Raw genomic sequence first — 25,278 nt, 5'->3', positions numbered from 1 at the left:
TGTTATGATGATTTTATAACAGCCCTACAGGAGAAATCATGAACCAACAAGAATTTTTAGCAGCAGTGCCAGCACCGCAAGAGGACGAAAAAACAGTAATGATTGAAGGTGAACCCTATCACATCGTCAGCTTTGAAGACGAAGCTAATAGAGACAGCTTCATCAGCGACATAAAAGAGAAGATGGGATTGATTGCACGTCCTGTTGACAAAGAAATTACGCAGGACTATCAATTTTTTGCAGCAGTTCCAGCACCAGAAGAAACCGAAGACACAAGAGATATTGACGGCTCACCGTTTTATGTCTTTGGCTTTCATAATGAAGACGACATGCACAACTTCATTGAAGATGTGAAAGAGAAGCAGGACGTGGAAGCTCATATACTTGAACGAGTCGCCTCACATTGATTGTCACCTACTGAACTGGCTTGAAGACACCGGCCAGTTTTTTTACCCTCCGATACCCAACACTTCGCGCAGCGCTTCATTGTCTGTTCGCACCCGGCCGAGCAACCACTTCACACCCACATGGCCCACAGCCCGACTCATGGCGCCAATGCCTTGCAGGTCAACGATCAACACGGCTTCTGGATCTTCTTCGTCACCAAGCATGTCGTGCCCATGCGTCGCTAATGACATGAACCTGTAGAACACCTGGTAGAGGTCATCCACTCCGGCTTCAGTCGCCAGTTCAATGACCTTCTTCTGTTTAGGCAGCTTCTTGAACCTGTCCTTCTGCAAAAACTCGGCAGTTGCATCGCCTCCGCTTTCACGGTCTCGGATCTTCAGGTTGCCGTTTTGCATGTTGATTCTCGCCGCCTTGGTGAACTCGGCCAACCCCGCCTGGCTCTGGTGAATCGCGTTCTCTTCTGACACACACACCCACAGAATGAGAATTAGGCTCTCAACCATAGTGCGACCGATCACACCTACGGCTACCTGGTTGTTCTGCGCACCAAGAGCCGACGCACCGCGGACCAGCTCAGCACAGCGACCCGCAATCTTCCTGACCTCTACATCTCGAGCGCACGCTTCGCCCTTCCCTTCCCAACTTGCGACCACGGCCAGCCGCTTCGCATGCTCTGCCAGTCCATCGGCATAGTCTTGAACAGTCGCTATTTTTGTCATGGTCGTGTGCTTTTACTTAGGTTGCGATGAAGACAAGGATACCCGAGGGCTACCCTGGCAGGACAGTGACTCATCGAACTGAACCCTACACCGGAACGGGCTACTTTGAGCTTTTACACAAGGGAGGCACTATGTCTGACGACCTGAACAATCGCGGCCAGCAGGACCGCATCCGTATCAATGTCAATGAAGAGCATGAGGTTCGCTACTGGACCCAAGAGCTTGGAGTCACCCGCGAAGAACTTGAGCAAGCTGTCAAGACTGTTGGCGTCATGGTAGACGACGTGCGCAAACACCTGGAAACGTAACCTTCCAACACTTGTTCGCAAAAAGCAGCGACTGGAGCTTTTTAATATTTTAGAAAATATTTCTTCAATGAGTAGACACCTCGAACTCAACGCAGAAGCTAAAATCTCTGCAAAGCGGTTCGCAGCACCTGTTTACAGCCATGTTATAACAGAAACTTTGGCGAGCCAGAAATATGACTGCGGAACAGTTTATTGTAGCGGTTCCAGCACCCTGTATGAGTATGGATGCAGAGCTCATTGAAGGAGCACCCTACTATATTTTCACATTTAACACAGAAGATGAGCGAAGATGCTTTATGGATGACGTTAAATTCGAAACTGGGCTCAGCGCTGTGATGGTGACGCAAAAGCTTTTGAGATATAACATCGTATATACTTGATTCAGGTAGAATCTGTTTTCGCTGGCTATTTAAGTAAATGCTCCTTTATGATGGGCCCCATCATTAAATCGAGATCTACGACGAATATGCGCACCCCATCGCGCCATACACATTGTTTCATCCATGCGAAAGCATGGTATTTCAACTCAAAAGTGTTCTGATTCTCTGAGTAGGAAAATTGCAATTTGTCTCCGCATTCATCAACTAAAAGTACAAAGTTCCTGGTGAGGACTGTTGCAACAATTGCAGTTGCCCCTTCGAATGATTCGTTTGACGCAATTGCACGACAATCAACGACGGGAATGATTTGATTACGGTATGTCATCAGCAATCCTCGATTACAAGGGATTACTAAATGGTTATTTTCAATCTTAAGTATTTCCTTGATTTTGCTTTTTTCTATCGCGATAGCTCTGCCGAATGCAGAGAGCCTTAGTAACGAAACAGGCGAAAAAATTTTGGTCATGGCGGGCCATCTTTTGAATAAAAGCAACGCGTTCGACTTTACTGAATTATCACCCAGTGGTCGTCGAATCACATAAAGCGCTTAACGTCAATACCCCATGCTTCGGGCTTTTCAAAAGAAACGATCTTATCGCCCCCCCCAAACCCCACCGGACGCGAAAGATCTACGGTAGCTGGCGGCATGTACGCTCGAGTTTTAGAATTGAAAAAAACACGTACTTTTGGGGTTAGCAGATTGCTTTCATGGGACTCAATAACTATGCCTAATCGCCCCGACTCCAATAGCACTAATGTTCTAACTGGATAGATTCCCACGCAACGCATGAACTCCTGCGTCAGAATTGGATTGAAGTGAAACTCGCTCCATTGATAGATCTTACGGAGCGCTTCTGCTGCACAAATTCCCTTGTGATACGACCGATCCGACGTAATCGCGTCGTACACATCAACTATCGCAGCCATTTGCGCAAGCTCTGAGATGTCGTCTTCTCTTTGCTTGCACGGATATCCTGTTCCATCACGTCGCTCATGATGGTGCAAGGTAATGTCTAGAACAATCTCGCCGATGTCCGGCGAATTTTTTAAAATGTGATATCCGTCGCGCGGATGGCATTTAACGATCTCGAATTCCTCATCGGTGAGTCGTCCTCCTTTATTCAAAATATTGTCAGGCACTAAAGCTTTCCCAGTGTCGTGAAGAAGCCCTCCAATTCCAGCCTGGACAATCACATCATCTGCCAAGCCACGCGATCGGCAAAAGGCTACCATTAGAGTGCAAACGCTTACGGAGTGGAGAAAAGTGTAGTTGTCTTTATTCTTTATTCGTAGCAGCCCTAACAGGGCTCCTTGATTGCGAAAAACCGAATCAGTAATACGCTGTACTGCGAATTCTACGTTATCAATTTCGATTGCGCGACCGAGACGAGCATCCTTCATGACTGTACGAACTACCTCAATGGCCTGACGTTTTACGTGCACGGCTCGCCCTTGCTCGTCCGTTAGAGAACATTGAGATGGACGTAGCTGCTGATTTTCCTCAGCAACTCTCTGTAATTGTGTCTCCGTCTTCGCCAAAGTGACAGCTAACGGAGGTGCATACGATACGTCAATACCACGTTCGCAATCGATAACAACACCTCGGATTCCGGCTCTTCGTATTTTTTTAATTTCCTCATCACTGCGAATAACAAAACGACTGCGAATAAATGGATGTTCCATCCATCCGCAGTCCAAATCATGGATAGCCATGCCAAGTTTAAGCTCACTGGCATCAATCGTTTTCAACATTTCAACACCGAATAAATATCTATTGCGACAGAGCGAGACGATACGGCTCACGAGATTGCTGGCTTGAAATTTTCCCAGACCTATGAGATCTTGTACTGGCGCTAACAAGCTTAAAAGAATCGACCAGTTCCGCGAGATGCTCAGCTTGGTCACGCAACTCTGCGGTCCCATTCGCCGCCTCTTCGACAACTCCTGCATTCTTCTGAGTGTCTGCATCCATTGCCGAAACCGCTACGAACATTTGCGCTAAACTGGCACTTTGTTCACGACTCGCAACCGCGATAGCCGACATTAGCTCCGCAGCTTTTTCAACTCCAGAAACGATACGTGTCATCGTCCCGCCTGCGTGGTCAGCGAGAGCCGTTCCCGCTTCGACACGGGCGACAGAGTCTTTAATTAGAGCGCTAATCTCTTTGGCAGCCGCAGCGGAGCGCTGTGCCAGCGCGCGTACCTCGGAAGCAACCACAGCAAATCCACGCCCTTGCTCGCCAGCGCGCGCTGCTTCTACTGCTGCATTCAAAGCAAGAATGTTAGTCTGGAAGGCAATCCCATCGATCACTGCAATAATGTCGACAATCCGCTGCGAGCTTTCCCGAATGGTTGCCATTGTCTGAACAACTTGAGCAACATCAGCGCCGCCTTCTACCGCTGTCGTTTTCGCTGAACTGATCAGCGCATTAACTTCGCTCGCTAGATCGGCGTTGTTCTGAACGGTGCTGGTCAGCTCTTCCATCGAAGATGTCGTCTCTTCTAGAGTACTCGCTTGAGTTTCGATTCGTGCTGATAGCGCAGCGGAGCCCCCTGCTATTGAATCTGATTCGTCCCGCACGACTTCCGTCGACTCCTTGATTTGTCCAACAAGAAGTTTCACATTTGTTTGCAAAACACGGAGACCCTGCATTAAATCTGCAAGTTCATTAGCGCCACGTGCGTTAATCCGACCACTTAGATCGCCAGCACTCATGGTTTCGATATCGTACTTCGCCCGCGTAAGCGGATCAATAAGCGTATTAAGCAACACAGCGCGGTAGCCGAAAAGAAAGAGCAATCCTGTCGCTGCAAATCCTAAGCGAATTGTCGAATTCAAAAAAGGGCCTGGTAATGCAAGAACTACTAGCAGGCAGCTGAGAAAGAGCGTCGATGATAAAATCTTTGCCCGATAAGACATTCTTTGCCAAAACAAAAGCTTCTTGAGCGGAATTGCGCTCACGACAGCGCCTTCTTTTATCAAAAGTCCGCTGTTCCCAGATCGTATAGCTTTGTATGCAGCCTCTGCGTTTGAGACTTGATCACGGGTCGGCTTCACCCTTACCGAAGTGTAACCAACAATTTTCCCGTCTTGAATTAGCGGGGCCGCGTTCGCTTCGACCCAGTAATGGTCTCCATTCTTGCATCGGTTTTTTACAAGACCGGTCCAAGCCTTACCCGCCTGGATAGTCTCCCAAAAATCTTTAAACGCCTCTGATGGCATGTCTGGATGCCGAACAATGCTCTGCGGCGAACCGATCAGTTCATCTTCAGAGAATCCACTAATCTCAATGAAATCTCTGTTGACATACGTGATATTTCCACGCAGATCTGTTTTAGACACGACAGTCTGATTGTCCTTTAAAACGTATTCTTTACCACTAACTGGACCATTTTCTCTCATCTTCTCCTCCGAAATTTGACGTCGCTGATGACGACGAAACATTTCCAGGAGTAAATGTATCATGATTTGAGGAATTTGAGCACGGTTTTCGTGTTTCGCAACAGATGTTACGAATATGCAACGAAAATCTTGAAGAAGTGGCGGACCGCACGTGATGTTCAAGGACAACGACAGAACTGTCTAACTGGACCAGTGCGCTCAGAGAAGCAGAGGCCTTTCGACCAGCTACGTCGGGTCTTGTTCATGTCGTATGTGCGGCATAATGGCGAGATACAGTGCTTCAAGATTTACAGGTTTAAGGAGGTGGTCATTGAACCCTGCAGCATGACTGCGGTCCCGATCTCCTGGTTGTCCGTAGCCGGACAGGGCAATGAGCACCGCATTGTTAGTAGTCGAGGTGGAACGGAGAAGCTGAGCCACCTCCCAGCCGTTGAGCTTTGGCAGCCCGAGATCGAGCAGTACCACGCTTGGATGAAACTGGAGGGCGGCCGTAATTGCTGCCTCTCCATCGTAAGCACGCGCTACAGAATGTCCATCAGCCTCAAGAAGCATGCCTAATGTGTTTAGACCGTCAACATTGTCATCGACGATCAAAAATTTTGTCGGCGCGAGTCTCTTGCTTGTGCTGTCTAAGGTATCGACATTGTTGCGATCTTGCGCTCCTCTTGGAAGACGTACGCTGAAACATGCTCCGCGTCCAAAATCACGGTTTCGGGCCAAGACCTCACCTCCGTGGAGCTCAACAAGCCGCTTTACCAAGGACAATCCAAGTCCGAGCCCACCACGGGACCGGTCGAGCGTTGCCGTTGCCTGTGAAAATAAATCAAAGATGCAAGGCAACAGACCTGGATCGATCCCAGGTCCATTGTCAGCAACGCTAATCTCCACCCATTGGTCATCGTTTGTGGAGATGCGGGATTCTACATTTATGCAACCGCCAACTTGCGTGTACTTAACTGCATTCTGCAAGAGGTTCGTCACGATTTGTATAATTCGGGCTGGATCAGCTACCAGCTCAATATCAGGTGGCAAGCTGTGTTTAATTGTCTGACCTCGCTCTTTAGCGAGTGGAAAAACAGATTCCAGGGCGGGATAAATCGCTGAGGATAGAACGACCTTTTCTTTGCGAAGTTCAATTTGGCCATGGACAACACGCGATACCTCCAAGAGATCGTCAACTAATCGTGCCATGTGCTTGGCTTGGCGCCGAATAATCTGAACCGAATGAGTTCTTTTCTCCTTGTCCTCTCCAGTTAGCTCGAGAAGTGCAACAGCGTTGGCGATCGGAGCTAAAGGATTCCGGAGTTCGTGGCCGAGCATAGCTAGGAATTCGTTGCGCCGTCGGTCGGCATCGTGCAAAACATGCTCGGATTCCTTGCGCTCAGTGATATCTACATTAACACCGGTCACTCTTTCTGCCTTTCCATCTCTACCGTAACTGACACGACCACGCCCCAGCAACCATCTCGCATTCCCATCATCCAGCACGATCCTCATCTCAGCCTCGTAGTCAGTGCCTTCACTCAGACAACGGGCTAAAGAACGTTCTACGATAGCGGTATCTTCGGGATGCACCTTCGCCATGAAACTAGCGATGTTGGATTTCCCATCAAGCGCAGGAGGAAGGCCCAACAGCTCAAACATTTGTCGACTCCAAGTAGCTTCGCCTGTAGCAACCGACCACTCCCAGACACCCATACGACTCGCTGCAAGTGCCATTTCAAGGCGGAGCTGTGTACTGCAAAGCTCCTCGGTGCGTTGTTGCAGTGCTTCCTCTGCAGCTTTGCGTTCAGTGATGTTCACCGACGAGCCAATTAGACCTATTACTTCACTGCTCTCGTTGTACAGCGGTGCCTTTGTCGATAGCCACATAGTACGGCGGCCATCTGGGAAGCTAACTTCTTCCTCGACGACTTCTGCACGACCGCTATCCATTATCCGTCGATCAGTAGCCATAATTACAGTAGCTTGTTCAGAATTTTCCAAAAATTCTACATCCGTCTTGCCTAGAATCATCTCCAAAGGCTTACCAACAAGCTCTGACACACCTTGATTACCCACCGTCATGCGGCCGTTGTAGTCTTTGGCATAAACGACTCCGGGAACGGCCTCAATGAATGAACGAAGCAGATGCATTGCGCGATCTCTTTCGATCTCGACGGCGCGCCGCTGCTCGATGTCGAGCAATACACCAGGGAATCGCAACGGTAGCCCAGACTCCGAATGGTCAACGCGCCCGTTCGCCTGTATCCACCGATAGATACCGTCCCGACCGCGCACACGGTATTCATGACTATATGGGCCGCCGCAACGGATCGCTTTAGCGATGGCGGCATGCAGTTCAGAGAGGTCCTCAGGATGTACGGTCGCGATTACTTGCTCGAGGCTCAGGCCGGATCTTCCTAATTCAACATCAATCCCAAAATATTCAGCGAACGTCTCATCAACGGCGAACCGATCACTAATCAAATCCCAGTCCCAAGTTCCTGCGATTGCACCGGCTGCCAACGCTAGCTGAACACGTTCAGCCGCCGCCTGCGACTCCTCATAAATTTTCGTCAACGCCATTTGCGCTTGACGTTGTTCTGTTACATCAAGCTCGGCCACGACTCCTGCGATTATATGACCGTTAGCATCGAGCACAGGCGCAGCATTATTCAGATAAAACGTCGCGGTCCATTATTGAAGGGTTGACACTCGACCAGTTCGCCGTGCACGATTTCGCGCTTGAATAACGCGCGCGACATTGCCCATTCATCTGGCGCAATACGCTTACCGGTGTTTGGCCAGTACCCCTCCCATTCCCCATATTGTTCCCAGCTAGTGGTTTGGGGTGGTACGCCCCAAATCTTTCTATTCGCGGCGTTGTCACGTAATACGCGGCCATCAGGATCTGCAATAACTAATCCAACAGGCAACGAATCGATCACTGCGGACAGTGTAGCCTCGCTTTTGCGAAGCTGCGCTTCGAGTTCGCGTGACGCAGTAACGTCAGTGACGACATGCACAAATGCCGAGGATTCCCCCTCAGTATCTGAAACAAGAGTGGTCTTGATACACGTCGTAACTGGACTTCCACAGCGCTTGACTTGCCGAACGTCTCCAATCCACTCGCCGTTGCACCGAAGCTCTCTCTCAAGCTCTCGCAACGGTATAGGTAGTACAGTGCTGAGCATATCATCAGCGTTGCGACCAACTACTTCGCTCGCAGTCCATCCATAAAGATGGGCGCAGCCTTCCGACCAATACAAAATGGTGCCGTCAAAGCTACACACAAACGTGGTAGTAAGTTCAAGCACAATTGAAGGGTCAAAGTGGTAATGTTCAGTTTTAGAAAACGTTAGCATGCAGGTAGGAAGATCAGTGAATCACGCTATGCCATTGCCAGATAGCGATAAAATGTGAGGAAAAGTGGATAAATTACTTTCGCTATGGGAGACGTTGAGCAATTGGTCATCAACAGTACCTTGATAAGCAGACACGCAAGGCCAGTGGCGACACTCGCTTTCTACAAACCTTCAACAGATCATGTATGTCCCGACGTTTTACCAGCCGATCGTTGCGCATTTGAAAGCAATTCGATAAGCGAATCGATTGCAAGCGGTTTGACTACGTGATAGTCAAACCTGGCTTTAGTCAATAAATAGAAATCAGATGGTTGACCGTATCCTGACAACGCCACAAATATTGTGTTACCTGATTGTGTCAAACTTTTATTATTTTCAGAAGGGTCAGAACTGGGTATAGTTTTTTTCAACATAGGACCGAGCTTGTATCTAACGATCGCTGCGGTAGCAACACCCATCAGTGAGAACACGTAAGTCGACAGATCTGCTTCAAAAGTGTAATTTTTTCCCATGCTGTTCCCAGAGATAGCGCATCCGAGCCGAGTGTTATTAAAAATAGTTCTCCAGTTCAATCAAGCTGAGACAGCCAGTCGCGACCACGAGGCGTTATTTGCCAAGAATCGGACTCGCGGAGCTGAATCATAAACTGATGCTTTAGTAGCCAAGCGATGACAGGATCAGAGGCGTTAGGATTACTACCACGTTGCAAAGCCTTAAGAAAACCCTCGCATTGGCATTGAAACATGAATTGCTTGCCTTTTTCTGTGAGTATAATTTTATCCTCCCAGATTTTGACAAGCCCTCTATCGATTAGATTCTTGTTCTCGCCGCTCAAGTAGCGAGCTGCTGTGCCAGCTCCCCGGTTTATCTGGCTCAACGACCTAAATATATGAGATTTACGTTCCATCGTGTCAAAACTTATAAAAACATGGCCTCTTATCGCTCATCTGGGCGGACGTGTGATTTTTTGCAAATTGAGTAATGAAGCTACATCAGTTAACCAAGCATTCAATTCAGAAGTGTCCAGCGGCTTTACGAAATGGGCGTCGAAACCTGCCTCTGCTGTAGCCTGACGTTCCTGTAATTGCCCGTATCCTGTAACAGCAGCGATTTGAATCTGCTGAAAAGGATGGATTTTACGGATACGCGCTGCAAGCTCTTTGCCGTCAATATCTGGAAGTCCAATGTCTAACAAGCAGACATCTGGATTAATTTCTCTAATACGTTCCAATGCCGTACTACCACGATATTCTGAGTATGCATCGTGTCCCAGAACGTTCAGATACATTGCGAGAGTCTGGGCAGCGTCCTCGTTGTCGTCAACAACTAAAATTCTTAGCGAAATTGTACCACGCTCAATAGTATCGTCACTCAACTGCATAGCGTTGATTTTGTCATTTGATTTAACGCGCGGCAAAGTAACTGTTAATTCCGAGCCATGTCCTGGGCCTTCGCTAAAGGCCGCAATTGATCCACCGTGCAGCTGTACCAAACTCCGAACCAACGCTAGGCCAATTCCTAATCCGCCTTGGGCCCTATCAGGCGTGCGCTGCCCCTGTGCAAACAAATCAAATGCATGCACCAATAGATCCGCAGACATCCCTATTCCATTATCCCTAACTGAAATCTGGATTTGCTTATCGCTAGGGATTAGCGAGATTCCTATTTCACCTCCCGGCAACGTATATTTTGCAGCATTGTTAAGGAGATTCGATACCACTTGGACAAGACGTTTTCGATCACCAAGAACAAAGTAGTCATCATCTGGCATTGTGGTCTTTAGCTGGTGAGAACGAGCGTCGATTAATGGCTTAGCTTGCTCAACTGCCTCGGCCAACACGGTTTTGACAGAAATTTCCTCATTATGAAGCGTGATCAAACCTCGGGTAACTCGCGAGACATCCAGCAGATCGTCAATTAAGCTTGTCATGTGAGACGCTTGCCGTGAAATTACACTACTGATCTGTTTAAGACGATTCGAATCTGGCTGAGTTACTGTGAGGAGGTTCGCTGCTGTTGTGATTGGCGCAAGCGGATTTCGAAGCTCGTGTGCGAGCATTGCCAAGAACTCGTCTTTGCGCCTATCCATTTGACGTAAAGATTCAGCAGCGTCGCGCTGTTCCGTCACGTCCGTATTGGTGCCTAACCAGCGGGTAATTGCGCCGTCTGCGTTATATATTGGTACCGCTCGCGACAAGAACCATCGGTAGGTCCCGTCGTGCCTTTTCATTGGAAATGTGTCCTCCCAAACCTTACCTGCACGAATATGCTCGCTATATTTCTTTTTAACTGCATCAACATATTCAGGGTGATGGATATTTTTGGACCCGAATTCTTCCATTACATTAGCGGCTGTCCCAGTGTAATCGTACCAGCGGTTGTTATACCAAAAAATCACGCCGTTTACATCCGCCATCCAGGCAAGCTGCGGGATGTTTTCGGCCAACGCTCTGAAGCGTTCTTCTTTCTCTTGTAAAGTTACTTGTGCGAGCTTTTGATCATGGATATCAGTGCACGTGCCCATCCATCGGACTATCTTACCTTCTTCATTTTGAACCGGAAACGCTCTACCAAGAACCCAACGATATGTTCCAGAATGATGCCGCAATCTATATTCGATTTCATAAATCCCGCCCGTTGAGAGGCAGGAACTCCATTGCTCCCATGCCCGTTTCTGGTCTTCAGGATGGAACATATCGTTCCACCCTTCGCCATCTGTAGTTCCGAGAGGAGCTCCAGTAAACTCATACCATTGCCGGTTGTAGTAGTCGTGGTAGCCGTCAGCAAGGGTCGACCAGACCATCTGTGGCATTGCGTCTGTGATGGTCCGAAATCTCTGTTCACTTTCTCGTAAAGCCAGCTCGCTACGAACTCGGTCAGTAATGTCCGTCTGGGCAACGACAGCGCTAATAATCTTTCCTTGACTGTTTCGTACTGGGGCTGCACGAAGTAAGAGTGTGCGACGGGTTCCGGGCATCCCGAATGGTTCGATTTCAATTACGTCGCTAATTGCATCTTCTCCGCGAAGCGCGCGGGCAAGGCCCCACTCCGCAGGCTTTATGGGCATGCCATGACGGGAAGACCTATCGGCCCACCAGCCTTTCCATTCTAGATATTCGTCAACTTGCTCCGACATAGGGTGGTCCCCCCAGATACGCCGATTTTCAGCGTTCACCATTGTGAGGCGCCCACTAGGATCTGCGAATCCGATGCCAACGGGAGCCGCCTCTAGCAACGCCATGAGCCGGCTTCGTTCCTCTTGTTGTAACTGCGTCGCGTTTCGTGCAATTTGCTCGCTATGGCGTGCGTTTTCTTGGGCGAGCACGTGCTCTGTTACATCATAACCTTCAACAAAAATACCGGTGATTTTGCCGGAGCCATCGAGTGTAGGTTGAAGAAGAAAGTCAACATAACGCGTTTCCAGAACGCCATCGCCTTTCCTATCCAGCGCCACAGGTAGGTTTCTCCCAATGAAAGGCTCACTACTGCCATAGACTTGTGCGAATAAGTTGAGGTAACCTTGATCGCCAATCTCAGGAAATACTTCGCTAACTGATTTCCCAATAAGATCGCGCTGTCCCACAAAATTTAGATATGCTGCGTTCGCAAGGGAGTACTTAAGCTGTGGACCTTCGAGTACCGCCATAAAGCTCGGAGAGCGCTCAAACAAGCTATATACTCGATCAGTCTCGCTTTGCCGCTTCTGGCGCATGAGAACTTGGTCGGTTGTCTCGGTCAGAATGCAATAAAAGCCGTGGACAGACCCGTCCAGGTCCCGTAATGGTGTATATGAAAATGAAAACCATGAGCCGACCTCTTTGCCGTCGCGTTGTAAGACAAAGTGTGCATCTTCGAACCGGCATGCCTCGCCAGCTATAACGCGCTTTACCAGAGGCTCAATGTCAGGCCACACATCAGGCCACACCAGTTGCAAAGGCTCGCCTAGGGCTTGCGGGTGCCGGTCCCCCAACACCTCCGCGTAGGCATCGTTGTACAAAAGTCGCAACTCTGGTCCCCAAGCTATAAAAATCGCATTTTTTGAGTCTAAGAGGAACCTTACAGCGTACTGTAAGGGCTTGGACCACAAAGCAGGTTCTAGGAGGGGTGATGTTGACCAATCATGTTCTCGCAATAAGTTCTCGACCTTACCGTTGCCAGAGAAGAATGATGAGATGATTTGTGGAAACATAAATGACCCAATTGTCCCGGATGGATTTGCCGGCTGCAGCTTTATTGAGCCGACGAGCCTGCTTGCTTTTTGTTGCTTACGTGCCTGCGACCCTTCATCAAGCGTTTCGACCTAGAGATGTTGCATCTAAAGGTGTAAATCTTAACACTTCTTGTAAATAATGACGAATCCAACGAAATTACTTGTTTGAAATATTTCTCTATGGCACTATGATTTTCGCGAGGACTTTACGCTTTAAAACTGTGAATATGACTATGATTTTCCAAACCGATCGGGACGCAAAGCCTGGCAACCAGGTGCCAGCTCAGTCTGATAGCATGCAGTCAGCCATCCCCTACCTACTGTATGTTAAAAATGCACAGAGGCAAGTAATTGCAAGGCTCATCGCTTTAAGCTTCAACGGCGTAATAAGAATCGAGTCGCTTTGGTTCGCCGACCCATACAGAGCTAAGGAGCTCGCTACCTCCTTGCTACAGAACTTAGAAGCTGAAGCGCTAACGCGGAGGTGCAGCTATTGTTTTGCTGATGAGCCCGATGATGAGCTAGTCAACGTCTACAAAGAATTGGGTTACAGTGCACGAGATGTTTCTATTGGGCGCGCGACCAAAGTGTCCGGACTGGCAAAGGAGCTTACTCCCAGTGAGGAGACGACTCTCCCAGTCTCTCGTGTAGTTTTGACCAACATCACACAGCTACAGTTGTAGAAGTACAACAAGGATACTCTTCCTTAGGCGTACTGTCGAGTGATTGTTCACTGAACCCTAGTCAAAAGGCTTAGCAGAGCCAACGGTAGGATGGGCGGTCAATGGCAGCGATCAGGAGAGCATGCGCCCGTTTATCGAACGGGGCGGTGTGTGTGCGCGTATCCGACTACTTGTTTTTCCGATGCCTGAACCGCCAAGTAAGACCGCAAATCATTGCAAAGCTTAAAACTCTTTTTGACTGGGCCGAGACTAAAGCACACCGTAAGCGAATATGACGTTCCGAAAGATCACGCTGGCATTAGATCGATCGAACTAATTAGAATTGTTATGTTACCGTGACTTCTTACTCGGTTCACCAAATTGTCCATTAAACCGCTTTACATCCATGATGCTAACAGCTAAACGTCTGGAATCTAGAAGAGTGAACGTAAATTTCAAAAAGATAATTCGTCCGTCACCGACCTTTTAGAGTGTCACATGCTATCGCACCAAGATCGGTAAAAGCTTGAAGTTCGACCAAACGCAACTTGCGCGGCTCCCTATCGAATACACATAGCGTACCGACAGCCAGGCCACGCTCATCGCGCAAGGGCACGCCTGCGTAAAAACGTATGCAAGGATCTTGATTTACAAAGGGGTTGCCATTGAAACGTTCATCCAGCTTCGCATCAGCAATCGTTAGCAGTTCGTTTTGCGCAATTGTATAGTTACAAAAACTCCACTCTCGCGGAAACTCGCGTATCTCAAGTCCTACTGCCGCCTTAACCCATTGAGTCCTCGGTGTGAAAAATGAGATTGCGGCAATTGATGTTCGTGTTGCGATCGCCGAAAGACGCACGATGCGATCAAAACGTTCATCTTCTCCAATATGGTGCAAATCAAGCAGGGCAAGTGAGGCAAGTCGCTGCCCCTCAGTTTCCGAAACGAGGAATGGAGGATTCGAAATAGGTAGGAATTCAGGGTCTGTCGGCAATGGCAAACGACGCACATCTGTAATACAAAGATCGTCTACCTTACCGTCTAAAAGAGCCTGAATCGCACTGGCGTAAGTCCTACGGTGTCCGCCAGGAGTTTTCCACGACAAAATGGAGCCGTTTTCCATCCAGTTCTGCATTGTACTGACGGCCACACCGAGCATGCGAGCAGCTTTACTTGTCGTTATTACTGCGTCGTCCGCACGTTTTTCTTCATCCATTACTTTCCTTGATTTTGCTTCTTTAGACAACTTTTTACGCTTCAAAATTTCGAGTTATCACTCATCCGTACATCACTGTCTACAGTTTTATATTGCTATCAGCGTAACACTCCGAAACGCGGGATCAATTTCGTCAGAAAAAGTCTATGAGCGGACCATTTTAATTTTCTACGGCGACATTACCTGATCGCTTGATCAGGCTGCCATCAGCGGTTCGAATCTATGTATTTCATCTGATTCGACGAGCTGAACAATGTCAACAATAATCAGCATCCGTTCCTCGAGGATTCCAAGCCCGACAATATAGTTGGCGTCATTGGGGCGACCAACATCAGGAGCAGCTCGAATTTGTTCTGGTGTTAATCTCGTGACGTCCGAAACACTGTCAACGACGATTCCGACGGTGCTTTTACCAAGGTTGAGCACGATCACTACGGTCGTGCTGTCATAGGTTGGGTCAGAATGTCCGAATTTGATCCGAATATCAATAATCGGTACGATTACCCCACGCAAATTCGCTACGCCTTTGATAAAACTCGGAGCATTCGCGATTCGTGTTACGCCCTCGTATCCACGTATTTCTTGGACGTTTAGGATTTCAATCCCATACTCCTCTTTGCCTATTTTAAATGACAGTAACTCTCTATGTATTTCTTGGCTCATATTTGGTTAATTTCAATGGGTTTTATATCTCTGCGTAGGCAAATCTTAATTACTAAGTGCCAATCGGTTTTTCTGCATTAAATTTTTGGAACCAACGGTATCAAGACGAAAAACGCTTACCACTGCAGCAAGCCGCTCGGCTTCGGCTTCGAGGGAGGCGGCTGCTCCGGTCGCCTCATGGACCAGAATTGCATTCTGACGAGTTGCATCATCCATTTGGCTGACTGCTTCATTTACCTGACTAATTCCTGTGCTCTGCTCCGAACTCGCGTGAGTAATTTCCCCCATGATGTCGGTAACACGTCTAACGGACGTGACGATTTCTTTCATCGTTGAGCCAGCCTCACTGACGAGCCTCGCGCCAGCATCAATACGCTCTACCGAACTCCCAATTAACTCCTTAATCTCTTTAGCTGCTGCCGCAGAGCGTTGAGCCAGGTTGCGCACTTCAGTAGCAACAACTGCAAAGCCGCGACCCTGCTCGCCAGCTCGAGCCGCCTCTACCGCAGCATTCAACGCAAGGATGTTGGTCTGGAAGGCAATACCATCGATAACGCTGATGATATCAACAATCTTCTTGGACGACTCGTTGATAGAATCCATTGTCTCAACAACTTGTGCTACAACGGTTCCGCCGCGCAACGCAACCTCCGAGGCCGATACAGCCAGGGTGTTGGCCTGGGTGGCATTATGTGCGTTTTCTCTTACCGTTCCAGTAAGTTGCTCCACCGATGCAGCCGTTGCCTCAAGCGTTCTAGCCTGCTGCTCAGTTCTTCCAGAGAGGTTCCTATTGCCATTTGCAATTTCATTTGAAACATTGGCAATACTTGTGGTTCCGCTGCGAACTTGCTCTACAATAGTGACCAAGTTATCTCGCATAGCCTTCATGGCAAATAGTAGACTAGCGCTATCGCTTCCTCTAGTTTCAATTTCAACGCGCAAGTCACCGGCCGCAATTGCTTTAACAATTGTGGTAGCATATTCGGGCTCACCTCCTAGCTGGTTAATTAAGCTGCGTGCGATGTACCATGCACCCACGGCCCCTGTTGCGATCGCGCCTGCGGATAAAAAAATCATCCATCCCAAGAAGCCCGACGCTAATTCCCGTGCGCTTAGGGCTTCGCTGTTGTTTAATCTTTCTTGCATGTCAATAAACTTATTTATACTGGCTAGCCACCCAACAAAAGCTGGCGCAGCATGGTCTTGTAGCAATAGCGATGCCTCTTCAAGTTGCCCCGCAGCGCGCAGCGAAATAACCTTTTCGATTAATGGCTTGGTCCGATTTTCTTGACCCTTGATGTCTGCCAATGCTTCTTTTTCATCTTGAAGTATTCCGTCAATAGATTGAAAGAGCTTGTCCATTGATACTGCTGCACTGGCGTAGTTGGCGTCCAGGGTTTTTATCAGTGAGATTGGAGTCTCAGCTTTTGCCTGGTCCTGTGCCAAGACCACATCGCGCAAAGCAATTGCTCGGTCGTGAACGCTACCGCGGAAATTGATAGCGTACCTTTGTTTGACGTTAGTCACGTCATTTATGTGAGTTAGCGTGCTATCGATCTGACTAACCCTGTAAGTCGCTAAGGCGGTAAGAACTGCCATCAAAACGAATACGGTACCGTACCCGATGGTAAGACGCGCACCTATACTGCTAAGCTTTTTCTTCATGTCATTTTTCTATGTTTACGATGGAAGATGAGGTTTCTCGGTGGAAACTTTTTCAACTATAACACGACTTGAAGCGAATCCGTCAAATTTATCGCTTGACACTTGCGATTGTTGCGTTCTGGCAATGGAATGACGCCGAGCTGGGGAAAATTTAGGCTTATTGTGCAGACAGTCAAGAGGTAAGGGGGTAAAATATGAGCATATTGATGACACATATGTGTCAAGTTTAGTTGAATCCGTAGGCTTTTTTTCCACATGACCCCCGAAATCTTGTTTGAAATACAAAACCCTTCCTCTGGTCAGCAGAGGTCCGGGGAGCCTCTGCATAGTTGCGCTTTCACACCTGTGCCGTTGATTATCTACGCGAAAGACTGCTACGGATGGGTCGTTGGAAGCTTAGTTAGTGCAACTTATAAAGGCGTTGCCCGGATCGATTCGATTTGGCTGGAAAAAAGCTGATTCCATGCTTTTGGTTGGCATTGAACTGATTAGTTAAATGGAGATCGAGGCGCTTGACCGGGGATGTGACTTCGTTTTCGCCGAAGAAACTACGAACGAGTCGAGATTTCTGTTTCTGGAGAATATGTACATTGAAAAAGCACTTGGTGGCACATTTATAACGGAATTCAGAGGCTTTGTAAAAAGACTATCTCGTGTCGGCTTCCGCTCGCGCACTATATAAAGAGTCATCAGTTGACGTTGTATTAGTTCGATATCCTGACGTTGCAGTCAATACCGTGATTGTTTGAGCTGTGCAATTACGGCAACACCTCGGCTAATCGCTTCTAAATTTCATGAATTATTCAGAAATCCGGAATTTTTAAAATGTGAGGTTCCATTAACACGAAGGACTAGTATAGCGACAGTGTATCAATATTGATTTCGCCCGATTGGAGAGCGCCGCCAAGCTCCGCGACCGTCTTAAGAATACGTGAAAATGGCAGTAAAGTTACACACACTATTGCATACGAATGAGCATGATCGGCCGAATCGCTCGCGAAAAATTTACTTCGCTACGTGAGGTTTAGGGACGATCTTCTCTGAGTGCCTGCACTTCGGGAACCTGTTGCAACCCCAAAATTCAGAGTACGGCCCTTTTCGTTTAACGAGAACACCAGTCTTGCAATCGGGCGCTGGACACATCCTCGTTTTCGTCTTCTCTCCGTCAATTCGTTCCAACTCAAGATTCGTGTCTTTCATAAGTTCCACGACAAAGGGCGATATGTTGCCGTCGACGGTGAAGAGAACTACTGACCTGCGGGCGCGAGTCAAGGCCACGTAGAACAGTCGTCGCTCTTCGCTAAACTGGAAGCTGTCGCCTGACGGCATTGCCAACTGAAGAACAGGATCATCTGTCTGCATGCTCGGGAATGAAGACCGAGTGTTGACAACGCGGGGCAGGATCACATAGTCCGCTTCCAGCCCCTTGGACCCATGAACGCTAGAGAACTTCACTTCTAGGTACCGACCGAACTTCGCTTGCCAGTCCTCAGGAATGAGTTGGACATCTCTGTTGTAGCGACCAAGCACGAAGACAGACAACTTTCCATTCTTCCCCGGCGCCACCGCGCCCGATGCAACCTTGCTGCACAGGTTCGCCATCCAAATGCTTATCGCTGTCTGAAGCTTGCCGTCATGATCAACTTGGAAGCCTTGGACGGACGGCGCATGCTCAGGCTGACTAGATCTCACTACCTTAGGAAGCTGCACTGGATTCTTCAGCACGAACTTGCTGGACACGTCGCAAATGGACTGAGGACAGCGGAAGGTTCGCTCGAGCTTAAGAGTGACGCTTTTCCCGAACCACTCTTCAAAACCTGTCATGACGGAGAGATCGGCGCCGGCGAAGCGGTTGATACTTTGCCAATCGTCGCCCACGGCAAACAGAAAACGGTTCGGTTTGCTAACCAGCGCACGCGTGAGCCTGGCCCTGGCACGCGAAGCGTCTTGGAACTCATCAACCATGACAAGGGTGTAAGGCGATTCCCATCTTCCCGACTCAAGATGGTCGGCGGCGATGTTCAGCATGTCTTCAAAATCAATACTGCCACTGGCACGTAAGCTCTTCTCCCATGCGTTGCGAATGTCTTCAAACAGGTCAAGAAACATTTCATGACGGTAGATGAACGAGCCCGCGTTACTGTCCTTGAGCCGCTTCCTCAGATCCGCATCAGTAAGGTCATTGCTCTTCGCATGCGTCAGGAAGGTGCGGAACAACCTCACCAACTCTTCATGTTCAATCGCTTTGCGTCCCGTTGTTTCACGATCAGGATTAGGATCGAGCGCGATGCCCCTCGCTGTCAGTTCCTTCTCTAAAATCTGGAAGGCTGCACCAGTGCGAAGCTGAGCAGAAGTCGTTTCAATAAGTGCAGTTCGATGTCGCTTGTGTAAGCCTCTCTTCCACTCTATCCCTTGCATGTAGTCCTTGAACTCAGCTGGGGGTTGACCATACGCATCCAGTGCGAAGTGTTCGTGGTAGAGGTTGATACCTGAATAGAAGAAGTCCGGCTGATATTGACGGTGGGCCGCGTCTGCGGTTTGGTGAACGTAGTCAGGCTCGTACTGATAATCCACCCCGTTGTAGAAAAGCCAATCAGCAATCATGCGTTCGCCGTGGCTCTTCACAACCTCATCACGAAGAGTCCTAAAACCATATTTTTTGGTGTTGCGATCACGGTCTTCGGCACCGTCAAATTCCTTGCCGAACTTGGGAAGGTCACGGCTGAGCACTACACGGAACAGATCCCACCGGGTGCGGAACAAGGGGTTGCTATCCTTCAGGCCATCAATCAGAGTTGAGAGGTGTTCAAGGTCTCGGCCTCCTTCAAGCCAACTAGCCAAGCTCGGCTTCTTGCCTGTCGCATGCCCAATTACATCGAGGCCGAACTTGTGGAAGGTGCGGGCGACAATGCCTTCACTTGTGAACCCGAGAGGACTTAGACGCTCATCGACCCGAACTTGGAGCTCTTTGGCAGCTTCTTTGTTAAAAGCCAGCAGCAAAATGCGTTCGGGTGGCACCACGTTACGGTGCAGTGCATACCCTGCCTTCGCAACCATAGTTGAAGTCTTGCCCGACCCGGCCGACGCGACAACTAGCACCCGATTATCAAAGCAGACCACCGACTTCGCCTGCTCAACCGTCAACGGCGACTTTTCAATCTTGTCAAAAAAATCCTTACACTCAATAAGTTCCCTCTTCAGGTGCGCTTCATTGAGCGAAGCAACATGCGAGGGGAAATCCTTCTTGCGCCACGCAAGAGCCGTCTGCACCTCTTTGCCTTGAGCCTTCAAGTGTTTGCTGACATCAGAATCCACCAGCAGGCTCTCCAGTTCGGCCCCGTTGCCAACGGCCTGCCCCTTCATGCTGAGCCACTTTTGAAGCACCTCATCAGGTATCCACCACCTGGCCTTGTCATGGGCATGAATGGCAGCAACGATCTTCCTGTACCACTCAACGAGTAAAGCGACGAGCGTGTCAAAGCGTTCGCATTTGCGCCTAGCTTCAATGATGGCTAGTTGCCTGCTGCGCTCAGCTTGCACCTTGCCGAACATGTCCTTTGCACTGGCATTGGGAATACCGTCAAGATGTATGGCCTGCTGACCAGTCGGGCAGAAAATCACTGAGGACCAGAAGGCACCCGTCTCAATGGACAATGGCTTTGGATTGATGACGACCGCGATAGACATCTGCCCATCCTTCACGAGGACGACCTCCTCTCCTTTGAGCGAAATAGTCCATCCTGGGCACTTCGTGAAGAATTCCCCTACCCGCGTTGAAGCCCACTGCGCCACGATCCGTCCTTGTAGTTACCCTGCTGGAATGTCATGGTATCACCTGAAGAAACGGTCAACCCTCTCGAACCTCTGCTTCTCGCAAATTCTTCTTGTTTGATACGCTACTAAGGTAGATGCAGAAACTATTTCCTCCGTAGCTCAGTAGGCAAACACGCTTGACTTGCAACGGACACGTCGAAGACTGTCAATACTAATTAACCGCTTGCATCCACCCGTTAGGCATGCCAACTACTCATCCCCTGCCGGAGAGCAGGTTCGTACAACCTTTCGAAGGATGGGTAGAACGAAAAAATGCGCCGACACTAAATTGTCTGCAAGCTACCTAACTCTCCTATAATGTGAAGAAAATCCTCGGAAATAGACAGAAAACTCATGACAAATCAATCACTACCTAAGACCCTGACTGGTATCGTCGGGTTCGACGACATCACCAATGGTGGACTGCCTTTGGGACGGCCAACCTTGATATGCGGCTCGGCGGGGAGTGGAAAAACTCTTTTCGCAATGACTTTTTTGGTCAGCGGCGCGACTGCGTCGAATGAGCACGGCGTGTTCATGTCATTCGAGGAGCCCTCATCAGATCTTGCCGCTAACGTTGCGTCCTTAGGCTATGACCTGCCCCAGCTGATCAGTGACGGCAAGCTGTACATCGATCATGTTCGGATCGATCCTACCGAAATTGTGGAAACGGGCGAATACGACTTGGAGGGCTTGTTTGTTCGGCTAGGACATGCCATTGACACCATCGGTGCGAAGCGTGTCGTCCTGGACACTATCGAAGCCCTGTTCTCCGGATTTAGCGACACTACACTGCTGCGCGCAGAGTTTCGCCGGCTGTTCGAATGGCTGAAGGCTCGTAACGTCACTGTAGTCATCACAGGTGAGCGTGGTGATGGTCAATTGACAAGATTCGGCATTGAGGAATATGTATCGGATTGCGTAATCCTGTTGGACAATCGTGTTCTTGATCAAGTTGCAACCCGCCGCCTGCGCATTGTCAAGTATCGCGGATCTGCACATGGCACCAATGAGTACCCATTTCTCATTGATGAGAACGGTATTAGCGTTTTGCCGGTTACATCAGCACGACTAAATCACGGTACTTCTAGCGAAATAGTTTCGTCTGGCGTACCACAGTTGGATGCAATGTTTGAACGGCATGGCTACTATCGTACTTCAAGTATCTTGATGTCGGGTCTAGCCGGAACCGGCAAATCGACATTCGCAGCGATGTTCGCGGATGCATGTTGTCGTGCTGGCAATCGATGTCTATTCTTCGCTTTTGAAGAGTCGCCTGATCAGATCGTGCGCAACATGCAGTCGGTGGGGCTAGACTTGGCGCAACACATTGATACTGATCAATTACGTTTTGAAGCGAGCAGACCCACACTCTATGGCCTAGAGATGCACTTAGCAAAAATGCATCGTGATGTCCTGGAATTTGACCCAAGCGTAGTCATCATCGATCCAATATCGGCTTTTCGCGGCCCAGCTTCTGAAGTCCACTCAGCCCTGTTACGCTTAGTAGATCTTCTAAAGTCACGTGGTATCACAGCACTCTATACCAGTTTATCTACAGCAGACTCGTCGATGAGCGAAGTCGAACGCAGTATTTCGTCCCTCATGGACACATGGATATCGCTGTCACATACCGAAGCAAATGGCGAGCGTAACCGCCTCCTCTACGTATTAAAGTCCCGGGGTATGGGCCATTCAAATCAGTTGCGAGAGTACCAAATTCTTGACTCGGGAATTAGTATTATCCCGGCGTACATTGGCGCCGCTGGTGTCTTGACTGGTTCGGCACGAGCTGCGCAGGAGGCATCCGAGCGTGCAGAAGCCCTGCGCGCTTCACAGCAAATTGAACGGCAAGCTCGCGAACTTGAGCGCAAGAGACATGATACTGAACGTCAAATTGCGGAGCTACGTGCGTCACTGGCAGCAGAAGAGTCTGAATCCGAAGCCATCACTGCTCAGTTAATGCAGCAACAGGAAACGACAGAAACAGATCGTCTCGCCATGGCAACGCGGCGCGGCTAAGGAGGCGTTATGAATATTACTGTCGATGGCAAAGAGAGTGCATCAGCTGAAAGCCTGATCCACCACACTTTACGCTTATACGTTGCAGGGCAAACACCTAAATCGCTCGCTGCAATTCGTAATTTAAAAGCCATCTGTGAACAGCATTTGGTCGGTCGATATACGATTGAAATCATTGACCTGCGTTCTACTCCACAATTAGCAGCCGGCGACCAAATTCTCGCCTTACCTACATTGGTGCGTCGCCTACCCGAGCCATTAACAAGAATCATTGGCGACTTGTCTAACACCGAAAAAGTCCTCGTTGGCCTAGATATTCGATCTGCTCAGGATTACACATGAGCGATCCGATACCATATAAGACGGTTGCTTGTGATGATATTCCTAGCAGACCCGGCGTTGAATATATTTTAGAGCTTTATGTCTCTGGCACCACTTCGAAGTCAATGCAAGCGATTGTGAATATCGAACGAGTCTGCAAGCAATATTTAGCAGGGCGAGTCAATCTGTCGGTTATCGATATCTATCAAAACCCTCAGCGTGCCCGTGACGCCCAAATCATCGCGGTACCAACACTTGTTCGAATAGCTCCACTTCCCACTCGTAGGGCAGTCGGCGCAATGTCGGACGATGCTAAGGTACTACTCATGCTCGATCTGTATGGGGACTGAAGGAATGAATACTAGGTACGATAAGATTGAAGAACAACTCCTTATCGCAGATCTACGACAGCAATTGCAAGAAGCTCATGAAACCCTTGATGCTATCCGCAATGGTGAAGTAGATGCATTATTAGTCGGCAGACACGATGATGCTAAAGTATATACACTACATAATGCAGACCGCCCATATCGCTTTTTGATTGAGCAAATGAGCGAAGGTGCCATGACCTTGGCAGACGATGGCATCATCGTTTACGGCAACAGCCGTATAGCGAGCATATTCGGCATGTCGTTGGAAGAGATAGTCGGATCTTCGTTGCAAAAATATCTTTCGGCTAATGATTACGAAGCAGTAATTACTGCAATCCGAGGTTCAGCCAGGGATGTACCACGGCTGGAAATGTTGGTATTGCGAAAGGACGGCTCCCATCCGTTTATAGCCATGTCAATTGCTGAGATCACTTCTGACACGCCAAATCTACGACTGTTTGGCGTCGTTGTAACGGACTTAACCGAATCACGGAAGGTCGAGGAGCGGCTGAGGCACGCTCAGAAAATGGAAGCAGTTGGACAGCTGACCGGTGGCTTAGCGCACGACTTTAATAACTTGTTACAGGCGGTTTGCGGCAATCTACAACTTATTAAATTTAAAGCTGACGATCCTGCTCGAATTTCAGCCTTAGCCCAGCGAGGCTTGGACGCTGCGATGCGAGGCGCTAAACTTACTGCGCAACTGCTGGCCTTCTCGCGCCTAGAACAAGTCAATCTGCAACCAGTCGATATTACAGCTCTCATTTCTGGAATGGGAGACCTTTTCCAGCATACGCTGGGCCCATCGGTTAGTGTGGTTTATCAACTCGATCAACATAGCAATTACGCAATAGTAGACAAAACTCAGCTAGAACTGGCACTTTTGAATCTAGCAATCAATGCACGTGACGCAATGTCAAATTTTGGAACCTTAACTATTCGTCAAACCTCCGCCGAAGATGAGTCGAATACTAGCTTGGAAAAATGGCTCACGATCATAGTTTCCGATACAGGTTCTGGCATGTCCCCTGACGTCGTATCACGCGCATTCGATCCATTTTTCACGACTAAAGCTGTTGGACAGGGTACCGGCTTAGGTCTAGCGCAAGTTTATGGCATTGTTAGACAGGCAGGTGGGACCGTGACTATTGACAGCGCCGAAGGAATCGGGACAAATGTTCGCATAATGCTTCGGCGTACCGTATCGCCGCAACCTGAGATTTTGCTAAATAAAAATTCGCTAAATGGACCCTACGCAAACCGAACAAAGCGTGTGATTGTCGTAGATGACGATGACGACGTTCGCAGTTTTCTCGTGGAAAGTCTTAATTTGCTCGGTTATTCAGTGTCAGCTGCAACAGACGGTCTGAATGGCTTGGAACTAATAAAAATGGACCCGCCTGACCTCGCAGTGGTTGACTATGCAATGCCCCGCTTGAGCGGATCTGAAATGATCAAGGCCACTCGCCAAGCTGGCATCGATATTCCAGTTATTTTTGTCACTGGTTATTCCAATCAGTCGGAAATAGCAAAGCTGATTGATAGAAAAACCGCTATTCTGACCAAACCGTTTTCTTTAGCAATTTTACAGGAAGTTTTAGAGCGACTTCTTGATGAGAGTAAGCCGTGCCAAGTCAGCAATTACAGTAGCACAGAAAATGAACGGCCATAAGCAACCAAAGGTCCTCAAGAAAACATAGGTAGGTATTTTCATTAAGTTGGAAAGCGAGCCCCATGCACACTTGTCTGAAAGCATGCCTTGTCCAAAAA

19 protein-coding genes are annotated in these 25,278 nt (G+C 48.8%); 7 read left to right on the top strand and 12 right to left on the bottom strand.

Annotation, left to right across the window (positions count from 1 at the left end; translation table 11 throughout):
- Window positions 1–38 precede the first annotated feature (38 nt).
- Window positions 39–407 (top strand): hypothetical protein, encoded by a 369-nt coding sequence (locus ACZ9AQ_RS21455; protein ID WP_429206699.1) that lies wholly within the window; start codon window positions 39–41, stop codon window positions 405–407.
- Between the two features lie 42 nt (window positions 408–449).
- Here ACZ9AQ_RS21455 and ACZ9AQ_RS21450 read toward each other — a convergent pair whose 3' ends face one another.
- Window positions 450–1,127, bottom strand: a complete 678-nt coding sequence (locus tag ACZ9AQ_RS21450; RefSeq protein ID WP_429206698.1) for a DUF5677 domain-containing protein — start codon at window positions 1,125–1,127, stop codon at window positions 450–452.
- A gap of 131 nt (window positions 1,128–1,258) precedes the next feature.
- On the opposite strand from ACZ9AQ_RS21450, the gene ACZ9AQ_RS21445 reads away from it, so the two are divergent.
- Window positions 1,259–1,435, top strand: a complete 177-nt coding sequence (locus tag ACZ9AQ_RS21445) for a DUF3606 domain-containing protein (protein ID WP_429206697.1) — start codon at window positions 1,259–1,261, stop codon at window positions 1,433–1,435.
- Between the two features lie 405 nt (window positions 1,436–1,840).
- Here the strand turns inward: ACZ9AQ_RS21445 and ACZ9AQ_RS21440 are convergent, their stop codons facing one another.
- The 7 genes from ACZ9AQ_RS21440 to ACZ9AQ_RS21410 form a co-directional block, all read right to left on the bottom strand.
- Window positions 1,841–2,281, bottom strand: coding sequence for a chemotaxis protein CheW (locus tag ACZ9AQ_RS21440; RefSeq protein WP_429206696.1), 441 nt, complete (start codon window positions 2,279–2,281; stop codon window positions 1,841–1,843).
- Window positions 2,282–2,349: 68 nt separating this feature from the next.
- Window positions 2,350–3,618, bottom strand: coding sequence for an HD-GYP domain-containing protein (locus tag ACZ9AQ_RS21435; RefSeq protein WP_429206695.1), 1,269 nt, complete (start codon window positions 3,616–3,618; stop codon window positions 2,350–2,352).
- Window positions 3,587–5,380, bottom strand: a complete 1,794-nt coding sequence (locus ACZ9AQ_RS21430; protein ID WP_429206694.1) for a methyl-accepting chemotaxis protein — start codon at window positions 5,378–5,380, stop codon at window positions 3,587–3,589. Before ACZ9AQ_RS21430 ends, ACZ9AQ_RS21435 begins: the two co-directional genes overlap by 32 nt.
- 63 nt (window positions 5,381–5,443) lie before the next feature.
- The gene (locus ACZ9AQ_RS21425) at window positions 5,444–7,825 is read right to left on the bottom strand and encodes a hybrid sensor histidine kinase/response regulator (protein ID WP_429206693.1); all 2,382 of its coding nucleotides are present in this window, start codon (window positions 7,823–7,825) and stop codon (window positions 5,444–5,446) included.
- Window positions 7,826–7,875: 50 nt separating this feature from the next.
- The gene (locus ACZ9AQ_RS21420; protein ID WP_429206692.1) at window positions 7,876–8,565 is read right to left on the bottom strand and encodes a PAS domain-containing protein; all 690 of its coding nucleotides are present in this window, start codon (window positions 8,563–8,565) and stop codon (window positions 7,876–7,878) included.
- A 179-nt stretch (window positions 8,566–8,744) separates the two neighbouring features.
- A complete protein-coding gene (locus ACZ9AQ_RS21415; RefSeq protein WP_429206691.1) occupies window positions 8,745–9,077 on the bottom strand; it encodes a response regulator in 333 nt (110 codons plus the stop codon).
- A gap of 431 nt (window positions 9,078–9,508) precedes the next feature.
- Window positions 9,509–12,754 (bottom strand): PAS domain-containing hybrid sensor histidine kinase/response regulator, encoded by a 3,246-nt coding sequence (locus tag ACZ9AQ_RS21410; RefSeq protein WP_429206690.1) that lies wholly within the window; start codon window positions 12,752–12,754, stop codon window positions 9,509–9,511.
- 209 nt (window positions 12,755–12,963) lie between these two features.
- On the opposite strand from ACZ9AQ_RS21410, the gene ACZ9AQ_RS21405 reads away from it, so the two are divergent.
- Complete coding sequence (locus tag ACZ9AQ_RS21405) at window positions 12,964–13,458, top strand: GNAT family N-acetyltransferase (protein WP_429206733.1); 495 nt, start codon at window positions 12,964–12,966, stop codon at window positions 13,456–13,458.
- 454 nt (window positions 13,459–13,912) lie between these two features.
- Here the strand turns inward: ACZ9AQ_RS21405 and ACZ9AQ_RS21400 are convergent, their stop codons facing one another.
- The 4 genes from ACZ9AQ_RS21400 to ACZ9AQ_RS21385 form a co-directional block, all read right to left on the bottom strand.
- Entirely contained in the window at window positions 13,913–14,653 is a 741-nt protein-coding gene (locus tag ACZ9AQ_RS21400) for a GAF domain-containing protein (protein ID WP_429206689.1), read from the bottom strand.
- 195 nt (window positions 14,654–14,848) lie between these two features.
- Complete coding sequence (locus ACZ9AQ_RS21395; protein WP_429206688.1) at window positions 14,849–15,316, bottom strand: chemotaxis protein CheW; 468 nt, start codon at window positions 15,314–15,316, stop codon at window positions 14,849–14,851.
- Window positions 15,317–15,361: 45 nt separating this feature from the next.
- Window positions 15,362–16,981: a methyl-accepting chemotaxis protein gene (locus ACZ9AQ_RS21390; protein WP_429206687.1), complete on the bottom strand. Its 1,620-nt coding sequence runs from the start codon at window positions 16,979–16,981 to the stop codon at window positions 15,362–15,364.
- A gap of 1,005 nt (window positions 16,982–17,986) precedes the next feature.
- Window positions 17,987–20,668 (bottom strand): UvrD-helicase domain-containing protein, encoded by a 2,682-nt coding sequence (locus ACZ9AQ_RS21385; RefSeq protein ID WP_429206686.1) that lies wholly within the window; start codon window positions 20,666–20,668, stop codon window positions 17,987–17,989.
- Between the two features lie 480 nt (window positions 20,669–21,148).
- Between ACZ9AQ_RS21385 and kaiC the strand changes: the two genes are divergently transcribed.
- From kaiC to ACZ9AQ_RS21365, 4 genes are read left to right on the top strand one after another with little or no spacing between them, the layout of a single operon-like run.
- Entirely contained in the window at window positions 21,149–22,816 is a 1,668-nt protein-coding gene (gene kaiC, locus ACZ9AQ_RS21380) for a circadian clock protein KaiC (RefSeq protein ID WP_429206685.1), read from the top strand.
- Window positions 22,817–22,825: 9 nt separating this feature from the next.
- Complete coding sequence (locus ACZ9AQ_RS21375; protein ID WP_429206684.1) at window positions 22,826–23,158, top strand: circadian clock KaiB family protein; 333 nt, start codon at window positions 22,826–22,828, stop codon at window positions 23,156–23,158.
- Complete coding sequence (locus tag ACZ9AQ_RS21370; RefSeq protein WP_429206683.1) at window positions 23,155–23,487, top strand: circadian clock KaiB family protein; 333 nt, start codon at window positions 23,155–23,157, stop codon at window positions 23,485–23,487. The genes ACZ9AQ_RS21375 and ACZ9AQ_RS21370 overlap by 4 nt, the downstream gene beginning before the upstream one ends.
- Window positions 23,488–23,491: 4 nt before the next feature.
- Window positions 23,492–25,180 carry a response regulator gene (locus ACZ9AQ_RS21365; protein WP_429206682.1) on the top strand — a complete coding sequence of 563 codons (1,689 nt, stop codon included), beginning with the start codon at window positions 23,492–23,494 and terminating at the stop codon, window positions 25,178–25,180.
- Window positions 25,181–25,278 lie beyond the last annotated feature (98 nt).

The sequence above is a fragment of the Massilia sp. UYP34 genome, assembly GCF_056279385.1.
The sequence above is the reverse complement of the archived record's forward strand: the minus strand, read 5'-3'. Positions and strand labels throughout refer to the sequence as shown.